Source organism: Bradyrhizobium sp. CCGUVB23, assembly GCF_024199885.1.
In the GTDB taxonomy this organism is placed as follows: Bacteria; Pseudomonadota; Alphaproteobacteria; order Rhizobiales; family Xanthobacteraceae; genus Bradyrhizobium.
On record NZ_JANADQ010000001.1, the window covers coordinates 3,572,274 to 3,583,076 of the forward strand.

The window sequence follows — 10,803 nt, forward strand, 5'->3', positions numbered from 1 at the left end:
CTCTCCCCGCAAGCGGGGTGAGGGAGCCGACCGCCGGTGCGCGCGGCCTTCTTTAAATCCCCCGTGTCCGATCCGATATAGGGGCAAGACACGCACCCTGACGCGAGGATCGACTTGACCAAAACCGCCAGCCCCACCAAGCCCCCCGTCGCGCCGCGGCGGCCGCATTCGTTCACCCGGCACGGCATCACCGTGAGCGACGACTATGCCTGGCTGAAGGACGCGAAATGGCAGGAGGTGCTGCGCGATCCCGCCGTGCTCGATCCCGACATCCGCAAATATCTCGACGAAGAGAACGTCTACACCGAGAGCCTGCTCGGCCACACGGCACCCTTGCAGAAGACGCTGGTGCGCGAGATGCGCTCCCGGATCAAGGAAGACGATTCCAGCGTGCCCTCGCCGGACGGCGCGTTCGCCTATTTCCGCAAGTTCCGCGAAGGCGGACAGCATGAGCTGTTCGGCCGCATGCCGCGCAATGGCGGCGACAGCCATATCGTGCTCGACGGCGACGCGCTCGCAAAGGACCACAAGTATTTCAGGTTCGGCGGCAGCCGGCATTCGCCCGATCACAAGCTGCAGGCATGGACCGCCGACACCAAGGGCTCGGAGTATTTTTCGATCCGCGTGCGCGATTGGGCGACGGGAACGGATCTCGACGACCTCGTCGAGGAAACCGACGGCGGTGTGGTCTGGAGCAAGGACGCCAAAAGCTTCTTCTACGTGAAGCTCGACGACAATCACCGCCCGATGCAGGTGTGGCGGCATCGGCTCGGCACGAAGCAGGCTGACGACATCCTGGTCTATGAGGAGCAGGACTCCGGCTGGTTCACGCATTTGCACGAGAGCACCAGCGGACGCTTTTGCGTGATCGCCGGCGGCGACCATGAAACATCCGAGCAGAGGCTGATCGATCTCGCCAACCCGGACGCACCGCCACGCTTGGTCGCGGCGCGTGAAGAGGGCGTGCAGTATTCACTCGCCGATCGCGGCGACGAGCTCTTCATCCTCACCAATGCCGACGACGCCATCGACTTCAAGATCGTCATCGCGCCGCTCGCGTCGCCCGAGCGCGAGAACTGGCGCGATCTGATCCCGTATCGCCCCGGCATCTACGTCATCGACATCGACCTCTACGCCGGCCATTTGGTGCGGCTGGAGCGCGCCAACGCGCTGCCGGCGATCGTGATCCGCGATCTCGGCAACAGCGAAGAGCACGCCATCGCCTTCGACGAAGCCGCCTATTCGCTCGACACGATGGGCTCCTACGAATTCGAGACGACGAACTTACGCTTCTCCTATTCGTCGATGACGACGCCCTCGGAAGTCTACGACTACGACATGGCCCGGCGCTCGCGTGTGCTTCGCAAGCGCCAGGAGATTCCTTGCGGCCACGATGCAGCCGACTACGTCACCACCCGCATCATGGCGAAGGCGCATGACGGCGCCGAGGTGCCGGTCTCGATCCTGTATCGCCGCGGGCTCAAGCTCGACGGCACGGCGCCACTGCTGCTCTACGGCTACGGCTCCTACGGCGCCGCGATGCCGGCCTCCTTCAACACCAACCGCCTTTCGCTGGTCGACCGCGGCTTCGTCTACGCCATCGCACATATCCGCGGCGGCGCCGACAAGGGCTGGGGCTGGTACCTCGATGGCAAGCGCGAGAAGAAGACCAATACGTTCGACGATTTCGCGGCGAGCGCACGCGCTCTGATCGCGGCGAAGTATACGAGCGCAAAACGCATCATTGGTCACGGCGGCTCGGCCGGCGGCATGCTGATGGGCGCGGTCGCAAACCGCGCCGGCGAATTGTTTGCCGGGATCGTCGCCGAGGTGCCGTTCGTCGACGTGCTCAACACCATGCTCGATGACACGTTGCCGCTGACGCCGCCGGAATGGCCGGAATGGGGCAACCCGATCGAGAGCGAGAAGGATTTTCGCACCATCCTGTCCTACTCGCCCTACGACAACGTTGCGGCGAAGGACTATCCGGCGATCCTGGCAATGGGCGGCTTGACCGATCCTCGCGTCACCTATTGGGAGCCCGCCAAATGGATCGCGCGCCTGCGCGCCACCATGAGCGGCGGCGGCCCGGTTCTGCTCCGCACCAACATGGGCGCCGGCCACGGCGGCGCATCGGGGCGCTTCGACCGCCTCGACGAGGTTGCGATCGTGTATGCGTTTGCACTGTGGGCGGTTGGGATGATGGATAAGGCGGAGGTCTAAAGCGTGATGGCATTAGGTTCGATAGCCTGAATTTTCGAGGTAGTTCGCGCATTCTCCAGGGGTGAATGCCGTCAGAACTTCACCGATGGCGGCGCAGACCGTATCGACGGTTCGGGCGGCGGCCTTTCGGAGCAGATGTTTGAGCTTGGCAAAGACCTGTTCGATCGGGTTCAGGTCGGGCGAGTATTTTGGCAGGAAGAACAGTTTGGCGCCGGCGGAGCGAATGAGCTGGCGCACGAGCTTGCTTTTGTGGCTGCCGAGATTGTCCATGACCACGATATCGCCAGGGCGAAGGGTCGGCAGAAGAACCTTCTCGACATAAGTCCGAAAGCTTACGCCATCGATTGGTCCCTCGATGAACCATGGCGCATCGATCCGGTCATGGCGCAAGGCGGCCAGGAAGGTCATGGTCTTCCAGCGTCCGTGAGGAACCTTGGCCGGAAGTCTGTGCCCGCGTGGGGCCCATCCCCGCAGCGGAGCCATGTCGGTCCTGGTCCAGGTCTCGTCGATAAAGACCAGCCGCTCAGCTTCGACGCGACCTTGATACTTTGCCCACTGGGCTCGCCGCCGCGCGACCTCGGGACGATCGCGTTCGCCAGCCGCCACGCTTTTTTTTGAAGCTGAGCTTCTCGGCATGCACGAAGTCCCACACCGAGTGGTAGTCGATCTTCAGACCGCGTCCGGCAAGCTCGGCAACGAGCCCGCGTATGGTGAAATCGCCGTCCTTGATCCGTTGCGACAGCCAGACCGCGTGGTCTCCCGAAACCGCCTTCGGCTTGTGACCGCCCATCTGGCCCGGAGCAACGCTGCCGGTCTCATCGACCCGCTTCATCCAGCCAATTGCCGTGCTGATCGCGACCCCAAACTGCTTGGCTGCCTGATTGCGGGACATCCCGCCCTCGATCGCGGCCACGACACGCTTGCGAAGATCCAGAGAATAAGGCTTGCCCATCCATGCTGGCCTCCGCCCAGCCAGCATGGTGAATCAGAAACAGCCTGATTTGGGAATCCCAAATCGATTCAACCTAACCCCATCCCGCTTTAGCTTCTCCCTCTCCCCGTTCTTACGGGGCCGCGACGAGCTGCGCTTGCGCTGAGAGGGTTGGGGGAGGGCTGCTTCCGCAATCACGGTAAAAGCTGGACTCGCGGAGAGTCCCCCTCACCCGGAATCCGCGCTCCGCGCGGATTCCGGCCTCTCCCCGCAGGCGGGAGAGGCGAAGCGCCAACCTCGCCTCGTTCAATCCAGGCGACGACCGCAAGCAGCGTGCACCTCACACCGCCCCATGCGCCTCCACGTAGAGCGCGTAGACGGAGTGGGAGCTTGCCATATAGAGGCGGTTGTTCTTCGGGCCGCCGAAGCAGAGATTGGCGCAGCGCTCGGGCAGCTTGATGAAGGCGAGCGGCTTGCCTTCGGGGTTGAACACCATCACGCCGTCGAGATCATCGGGCTTGCCCCTGAGCTGAAACACCCGGCGGCCGCCGATGTCCGTCGGCTCGGCTTGCAGCGCGCCGTTCGAACCCCAGCCGCACCACAGATTGCCGTCGCGGTCGACGCGAAAACCGTCGAGCGAGCCCTGGTCGGCGGCATCGATCAGCTTGGTCTTACCGCTCAGCGCGCCGTCGTCGCCGACATTGTAGCTCCAGATGCTGCGGTTGGGCGTGCCCTTCCATTCGACGATGTAGAGCTTCTTCTCGTCCGGCGAGAACGCCAGGCCATTCGGATTGACGAGATCGGTGAGGACGGCGGTGAGCTTGCCGTCCTTGGCCATGCGGTAGACGTTGGTGGTGGCCTGCTCGGGCTTTTCCTTCTTGCCCTCCCACTCGCCATTGATGCCGAACGTCGGATCGGTGAACCAGATGCTGTCGTCGGATTTCACCACGATGTCGTTCGGCGCGTTCAGGCGCTTGCCTTCGAACTTGTCGGCGAGCACCGTGATCTTGCCGTCCTTTTCGGTGCGGGTAATGCGGCGGGTGACGGAGTGCTCGCAGGTGACGAGGCGGCCCTGGCGGTCACGCGCATTGCCGTTGGCGTAATTGGCATTGCTGCGGAAGACGCTGGTCTGCCCGGTCTTCTCGTCGAACTTCATGATCCGGTTGTTGGGAATGTCGGAGAACAGGAGATAGCCGCCTTCCGGGAAATAGGCCGGGCCTTCGGCCCAGCGCATGCCGGTCGCGACCTGTTCGATCGTCGAGGAATAGAGCCGGTATTTTGCAAAGCTGGGATCGAGGATCTGGACGGCGGCATCCGGATAGCGCTGGTTCGGCGAGAACGGGAAAGATTGCGCGCCGGCGGCGCGGGCGAGAAGCGTGGAAGCCGCCGCTGCACCAGCACCGGCCAAGAGATCGCGTCGTGACAGATTCATTTCAGTTCCTCCCTGATTGCTCTGAACCGGCCGTTGCGTCGGCCGGCTCGTGTGACGATGTGGTTGATGCGGACTAGCGACCGTTCGCCTTGCGCCAGGCCGCGAAGTCGGTGAGCGTCTGCGGATCGGTGGCCGGATAGAGCCCGAAGATGCCGCGGCCCTTGCTGACTTCCTCGGTGACGAAGTCCTCGAACGCAGTCATCTCGAACGTCTCGTTGGCGATCTCGTCAGCGAGATGCGCGGGGATGACGATCACGCCATCGCTGTCACCGAGAATGACGTCGCCGGGAAACACCGGCGCATCGCCGCAGCCAATCGGGACGTTGATCTCGATCGCCTGGTGCAGCGTGAGGTTCGTCGGCGCGCTCGGGCGGTGATGGAAGGCGGGAAAGCCGAGCTTGGCGATCTCGGCGGAATCGCGAAAGCCGCCATCGGTGACGACGCCGGCGACGCCGCGCTTCATCAGCCGCGTCACCAGGATCGCACCGGCGGATGCGGCGCGCGCGTCCTTGCGGCTGTCCATCACCAGCACCGCGCCGGGCGGGCAATCCTCGACCGCCTTGCGCTGCGGATGCGAGTGATCGCGGAACACTTCGATGGTGTTGAGGTCCTCGCGCGCCGGCATGTAGCGCAGCGTGAAGGCCTCGCCGACCATGGTCGGCTGGTCGGGGCCAAGGGGATGCACATCCTGGATCATCTGGATGCGCAGGCCACGCTTGAACAGCGCGGTGGCGACAGTGGCGGTGGAGACGGACTTGAGCTTGTTACGGGTGGCGTCGCTGAGTTTTGTCATTGCGTTCTCGCTCTCTCATCTTCGTCTTTCCGGGGCGCGCGACTTGGCGCGAGCCCGGAATCCATACTCCCGATCGTGGTTATGGATTCTCAGGTGCGCAATTGCGCACCATAGCTCGCCGCTTGCGCGGCGCCCCGGAATGACAGTTGCTCTAGTAAATCGACGGCTCGCCGATCGGCGCGCCAAAGCCTGTCTCCAGGAAATCGAAGTCGCAGCCGTCATTGGCCTGCTTGATGTGCTTTGAGAACATCCAGCCATAGCCGCGCTCGAAGCGGCGCTCGGGCTGCTTCCATTCTGCGCGGCGTTTGGCGAGCTCGGCCTCCGGCACATCCAGATTGATGGTGCGCGCGGCGACGTCGAGCGTGATGCGGTCGCCGTTCTTCACCAGCGCGAGCGGGCCGCCGACATACGATTCCGGCGCGACGTGCAGGATGCAGGCGCCGTAGCTGGTGCCGCTCATGCGTGCGTCGGAGATGCGCACCATGTCGCGCACACCCTGCTTCACGAGCTTTGTCGGGATCGGCAGCATTCCCCATTCCGGCATGCCCGGCCCGCCCTGCGGCCCGGCATTGCGCAGGATTAGGATGTGGTCCTCGGTGACGTCGAGGTTGGGATCGTCGACCGCCTTCTTCATCGACGGATAGTCGTCGAACACCAGCGCCGGGCCCGTATGCTTGAGGAAGCGCGGCGCGCAGGCCGACGGCTTGATCACGCAGCCATCGGGCGCGAGATTGCCCTTGAGCACGGCGAGCGCGCCTTCCTTGTAGATCGGGTTGTCGACCGAGCGGATGACATCGTCATTATGGACCTCGGCGCCAGCGATATTCTCGCCGACTGTCTTCCCGGTGACCGTGATGCAATCCAGATGCAGATACGGCCTGATCTGGCTCATCAGCGCCGGCAGACCGCCGGCATAGAAGAAGTCTTCCATCAGATAGGCATCGCCGCTCGGCCGGACGTTGGCGATCACGGGCACCTTGCGGCTCGCGATCTCGAAATCGTCAAGTCCGATGTCCTGGCCGGCACGGCGCGCCTGCGCGATCAGATGGATGATCGCATTGGTCGAGCAGCCCATCGCCATCGCGACCGCAATCGCGTTCTCGAATGCCTTGCGCGTCTGAATCGCCTTCGGCGTCAGGTCCTCCCAAACCATCTCGACGATGCGGCGGCCGCATTCAGAGGCCATGCGGATGTGGTTGGCGTCGGCCGCGGGAATAGAGGAGGCGCCCGGCAGCGTCATGCCGATGGCCTCCGCGATCGCCGTCATGGTCGAAGCCGTGCCCATGGTCATGCAGGTGCCGTAGCTGCGGGCGATGCCGGCTTCGATATCGAGCCAGTCCCTGTCGGAAATCTTGCCGGCACGGCGCTCGTCCCAGTACTTCCAGCCATCGGAGCCCGAGCCCAGCGTCTTGCCCTTCCAGTTGCCGCGCAGCATCGGGCCGGCCGGCAGGTAGATCGCCGGGATGTTCATCGAGGTGGCGCCAAGCAGGAGCGCCGGCGTGGTCTTGTCGCAGCCGCCCATCAGCACGACGCCATCGACGGGATGGCTGCGCAACAGCTCTTCCGCGTCCATCGCCAGCAGATTGCGATAGAGCATGGTGGTCGGCTTGAGCAGCGATTCCGACAATGATAGCGCCGGCAACTCGACCGGCAGGCCGCCAGCCATCAGGATGCCGCGCTTGACGTCGTCGACGCGCGACTTGAAGTGCATGTGGCAGGGTTGTGCATCCGACCAGGTGTTGAGGATGGCGATGATCGGCCGGTCCTTCCACTCCTCCGGAGCGTAACCCATCTGCATGGTGCGCGAGCGATGGCCGAACGAGCGGAGATCATCTGGCGCGAACCAGCGCGCGCTGCGGAGCTGGTCGGGCGTCTTCTTCTTGGTCATGATTGGGTACCCCATTTCTGGACGGTATTCCGCTCGATAGCGCGGAAGATCAGGTTCTCGACAAAGAGCCCGATGATAATGACGGTCAAGAGACCTGCGAAGACCGCAGGAATGTCGAGAAGGTTGCGGTTCTCGAAGATGAACCAGCCAAGCCCGCCCTGCCCTGATGACACGCCGAACACCAGCTCTGCCGCGATCAGCGTGCGCCAGGCGAAGGCCCAACCGATTTTCAGACCGGTGAGGATCGAGCCGAAGGCCGCCGGGATCAGAATCTTTGCGACATAGGGCAATCCGCGCAGGCCGTAGTTGCGGCCGACCATGCGCAGCGTGTTCGATACGCTCTTGAAGCCGGAATGGGTGTTGAGCGCGACCGGCCACAGCACCGAATGGATCAGCACGAAGACGAGGCTGGCATTGCCGAGCCCGAACCAGATCAGCGCCAAGGGCAACAGCGCGATCGCCGGCAGCGGGTTGAACATCGCCGTCACCGTCTCCAGGAAATCGGTGCCGATGCGGGTCGAGATTGCGAGCACGGTGAAGATGGCGGCGAGCGCGATGCCTGACGAATAGCCCATGAACAGCACTTTGAGCGAGGTCCAGGCGCGCATGGGAATGGTGCCGTCCTTGACGCGCTCGAACAGCGTGACGAAGGTATCGTGCAGCGTCGGGAACAGCAGGGGGTTGTCGAGGTAGACGCCGTAGGCTTCCCAGACCGCCGCAAGAAACAGGATGATGACGGCCTTGCGAACGAAGCCGTCGTTCCACAAGAGCTCAAGGACGCTCAGCTTGCGTTCAACCTCCCCGGCGCTGACGGCGTCCGCAGCCGGCGCGGCTCGCAGCAAGATTCTCGCTTCGCCCATGAGAAGCTCCCTCAATGCGCCGTTGCTGCGGACGAGAACAGGAGATCATGGATCTCCTTCTCCAGACGCCCGGCACTGCCATCGTCGCTGGAGACGCGGTCAACATCGACTACCTCCGCCTTGACGCGTCCGGGATGCGGCGACAGCAGCAAGATGCGGTTGCCGATGCGAATTGCTTCCGCGATCGAATGGGTGACGAACAGCACGGTGAATTTCGTCTCGCTCCAGAGCTGGAGCAGTTCGTCCTGGCAGGTTCGCCGCGTCAGCGCATCGAGCGCCGCGAACGGCTCGTCCATCAGGAGAATATCAGGCTCCATCGCCATGCCGCGGGCGATGGCGACGCGCTGCTTCATGCCGCCCGAGAGCGTGTGCGGATAGGCATCGACCACGCGGGTGAGGCCGACCTTCTCGATATAGGCCCGCGCACGCGCCTCGGCCTCCTTGCGCGGCAACCGACGCGCAGTCAGAAGCGGGAACATCACGTTGGCGAGCACGGTCTTCCAGGGCAGGAGCTGATCGAACTCCTGGAAGATCATCATGCGGTCGGCGCCGGGACCGACGATGCCGCGCCCCTGAATCGCCATCCGGCCTTCGCTCGGCACCATGTAGCCGCCGACCGCCTTGAGCAGGGTCGACTTGCCGCAGCCGGAAGGTCCGAGCAGCACGAAGCGGTCGGACTTGTCGACGGTGAAGGAGACCTTTTCGGTCGCCGTGACGACGGCGCTCGAGGTCTTGTAGCGCAGCGTCACCCCGCTGACATCGAGCAGCGCCATGAAATCAACTGCCCTTCAGGTCGTGCGCGACGGGGAGATAGTAGTCCGTCCACGCCTTGGGCTGCGTCTTCAGCGTGCCGGTCTTGAACAGGTGGGCGGCGAATTTCGTCGTGCCCTGCGGCTCGAGATTCCACTCCATCATGCCGGGCTGCTTGAGCAGATCCAACAGCTCCTCGACCGAGGTCTTGTCGCCGGTGATCTCCTTGTAGATCTCGACCGCCTGCCTGGTATCGCTGCGGATCAGGTCCTGCGCTTCCTTGGTCGCATCGCGCACGGCCTGGATGATCTTTGGATTGGCATCGGCGAATTTGGTCGTGGTGAAGAACTGCGCCTGGCTGAGCGGCCCGCCCATCACGTCGGGCGAGTTCAGCACGACATGCGCGCCCGGCACGTTCTTCAGCTCGAGGAAGCTGAACGGCGGAATCGAGAAATGGTTGTGCACCTCGTGCTTGGGATTGGCGAGCGAGGCATAAGCGTCGGGGTGACCGAGTTGCACCGTGTTGGCATCGAGCTTCGACCACTGGTCGGCGCCGAAGGCTTCGGCGGCCGCGATCTGCAACACGATGGCCTGGGTCGAGACCTTCACAGTCGGCACCGCGATCTTGTCGGTGGGGCCAAAATCCTTGATCGATTTGATGTTGGGGTCACGGCTGATCAGCGTCATCGGCTGCGCCGACGTTGCGACGATGCCCTTCACGCCACCGCGGGTGCGATCCCACAAAAGCAGGAGATTGCCGGTGCCGGTGTTGAGGATATCGACGCCGCCCGCGAGCAGCGCGTCGGTCTGCGCGCCGCCGCCGGAGAAGGTGATCCATTTGGTGGTGACGCCTGATACGCCAAGCGAAGCTGCGTGCTTCTCGATCAGCTTCAGCTTCTCCATGATGTGGCTCGGCATGTAGAAGATGCCAGGCTGCCGCGAGAGCGCGATCTCGGATTTCTGCTGCGCTTCTGCCGCGACCGCCGACAGGGCCAGGGCGGCGATCATGGCGACGGCGGCGAGGCCGTGCTGGAACTGCTTGATCATTGTTGTTCGTTTCCTCCGGCCGGCATTGACGAGCGGCGTTGCTGATGCACTAATGTATTAGTGCATCAAAGGCAAGCGCGCCGGAACAGCAGCCATGGAAGTGTCCCATACCGCGCCTCGCGCGGCCTCCCGCCCCGGCGCGCGGCTCGACCGCGCCCGGCAGGCGGCGCCGCAGGTGTTCGAGCGGCTGCGCAACGCCATTCTCGCCCTCGAGCTGCCGCCGGGCTCGCCGCTGTCGCGCGCCGATCTCGCCGCGCAATTCGGCGTCAGCTCGACACCGATCCGCGACGCCCTGATGCGACTGGAGGAAGAAGGACTGGTCGACGTGTTTCCGCAGCACGCGACGGTGGTCAGCCGGGTCGATGTCGGCCGCGCCCAGCAGGCTCATTTCCTGCGCCAGGCGCTGGAACTCGAGATCGTGCGGCTGCTCGCGGAAAGCCATGACGAAGCCCTGATCATCCGCCTCGACCACGCGATCGCGCTCCAGCAGCAATTCGCCAGGGGCGGAGATTTCGAGAGCTTCATCGCCGGCGATAATGATTTCCACGCCCAGCTCTATGTGGCCGCCGGCAAGCAGGAGCTCTGGACGCTGGTTCGCAGCCGCAGCGGACATATCGACCGTTTGCGGCGCCTGCACCTGCCCTCTCCCGGCAAGGCCCAGAATATCGTGCGGCACCACAGGCTGATCACCCGCGCGATCGAAGCCGGCGACGCCGAGACCGCGCAGCAGCACTTGCGGACGCATCTGTCAGGCACGCTCAGCGAGCTCGACAGGATCCGGGCGCGCTATCCGGAATATCTGAGCGACTAGACGCGGTGCAGCCACCGGCCGTAACATGCTATACATGCAAGCGTGCATATAGACAGCTCACGTCCGAG

At 63.8% G+C, this 10,803-nt stretch carries 9 protein-coding genes; 2 read left to right on the forward strand and 7 right to left on the reverse strand.

Features of this window, described 5'->3' with window-relative positions; genetic code table 11:
• Window positions 1-114 precede the first annotated feature (114 nt).
• Window positions 115-2,223 carry a S9 family peptidase gene (locus tag NLN62_RS16270; RefSeq protein ID WP_254109395.1) on the forward strand — a complete coding sequence of 703 codons (2,109 nt, stop codon included), beginning with the start codon at window positions 115-117 and terminating at the stop codon, window positions 2,221-2,223.
• Between the two features lie 12 nt (window positions 2,224-2,235).
• On the opposite strand, the gene NLN62_RS16275 is transcribed toward NLN62_RS16270, so the two are convergent.
• From NLN62_RS16275 to NLN62_RS16305, 7 genes are all read right to left on the reverse strand, one after another.
• Window positions 2,236-3,175 (reverse strand): IS630 family transposase gene (locus tag NLN62_RS16275; protein ID WP_371932905.1). Its coding sequence is split into 2 segments (ribosomal slippage): window positions 2,236-2,838 and window positions 2,840-3,175, totalling 939 coding nucleotides; the frame shifts between segments, so codons are not numbered across the junction.
• A gap of 319 nt (window positions 3,176-3,494) precedes the next feature.
• On the reverse strand, window positions 3,495-4,586 hold the full coding sequence (locus NLN62_RS16280; protein WP_254109397.1) for an SMP-30/gluconolactonase/LRE family protein: 1,092 nt from the start codon (window positions 4,584-4,586) through the stop codon (window positions 3,495-3,497).
• Window positions 4,587-4,659: 73 nt separating this feature from the next.
• Window positions 4,660-5,379 (reverse strand): ribonuclease activity regulator RraA, encoded by a 720-nt coding sequence (locus NLN62_RS16285; protein WP_027526384.1) that lies wholly within the window; start codon window positions 5,377-5,379, stop codon window positions 4,660-4,662.
• Between the two features lie 151 nt (window positions 5,380-5,530).
• Complete coding sequence (gene araD, locus NLN62_RS16290) at window positions 5,531-7,267, reverse strand: L-arabinonate dehydratase (RefSeq protein WP_027526385.1); 1,737 nt, start codon at window positions 7,265-7,267, stop codon at window positions 5,531-5,533.
• Window positions 7,264-8,127 (reverse strand): ABC transporter permease, encoded by an 864-nt coding sequence (locus NLN62_RS16295; protein ID WP_254109399.1) that lies wholly within the window; start codon window positions 8,125-8,127, stop codon window positions 7,264-7,266. Before NLN62_RS16295 ends, araD begins: the two co-directional genes overlap by 4 nt.
• An 11-nt stretch (window positions 8,128-8,138) precedes the next feature.
• Window positions 8,139-8,900 (reverse strand): ABC transporter ATP-binding protein, encoded by a 762-nt coding sequence (locus tag NLN62_RS16300; RefSeq protein WP_027526387.1) that lies wholly within the window; start codon window positions 8,898-8,900, stop codon window positions 8,139-8,141.
• A gap of 4 nt (window positions 8,901-8,904) precedes the next feature.
• Window positions 8,905-9,924 carry an ABC transporter substrate-binding protein gene (locus NLN62_RS16305; RefSeq protein ID WP_254109401.1) on the reverse strand — a complete coding sequence of 340 codons (1,020 nt, stop codon included), beginning with the start codon at window positions 9,922-9,924 and terminating at the stop codon, window positions 8,905-8,907.
• A gap of 94 nt (window positions 9,925-10,018) precedes the next feature.
• On the opposite strand from NLN62_RS16305, the gene NLN62_RS16310 reads away from it, so the two are divergent.
• Entirely contained in the window at window positions 10,019-10,735 is a 717-nt protein-coding gene (locus tag NLN62_RS16310; RefSeq protein WP_027526389.1) for a GntR family transcriptional regulator, read from the forward strand.
• Window positions 10,736-10,803: the final 68 nt, after the last annotated feature.

Excerpts from the sequence above, each read along its gene's own strand:
- NLN62_RS16280 (WP_254109397.1), bottom strand. The coding sequence starts at position 4,586 with ATGAATCTGTCACGACGCGATCTCTTGGCCGGTGCTGGTGCAGCGGCG.
- NLN62_RS16285 (WP_027526384.1), bottom strand. The coding sequence starts at position 5,379 with ATGACAAAACTCAGCGACGCCACCCGTAACAAGCTCAAGTCCGTCTCC.
- araD (WP_027526385.1), bottom strand. The coding sequence starts at position 7,267 with ATGACCAAGAAGAAGACGCCCGACCAGCTCCGCAGCGCGCGCTGGTTC.
- NLN62_RS16295 (WP_254109399.1), bottom strand. The coding sequence starts at position 8,127 with ATGGGCGAAGCGAGAATCTTGCTGCGAGCCGCGCCGGCTGCGGACGCC.
- NLN62_RS16300 (WP_027526387.1), bottom strand. The coding sequence starts at position 8,900 with ATGGCGCTGCTCGATGTCAGCGGGGTGACGCTGCGCTACAAGACCTCG.
- NLN62_RS16305 (WP_254109401.1), bottom strand. The coding sequence starts at position 9,924 with ATGATCAAGCAGTTCCAGCACGGCCTCGCCGCCGTCGCCATGATCGCC.
- NLN62_RS16310 (WP_027526389.1), top strand. The coding sequence starts at position 10,019 with ATGGAAGTGTCCCATACCGCGCCTCGCGCGGCCTCCCGCCCCGGCGCG.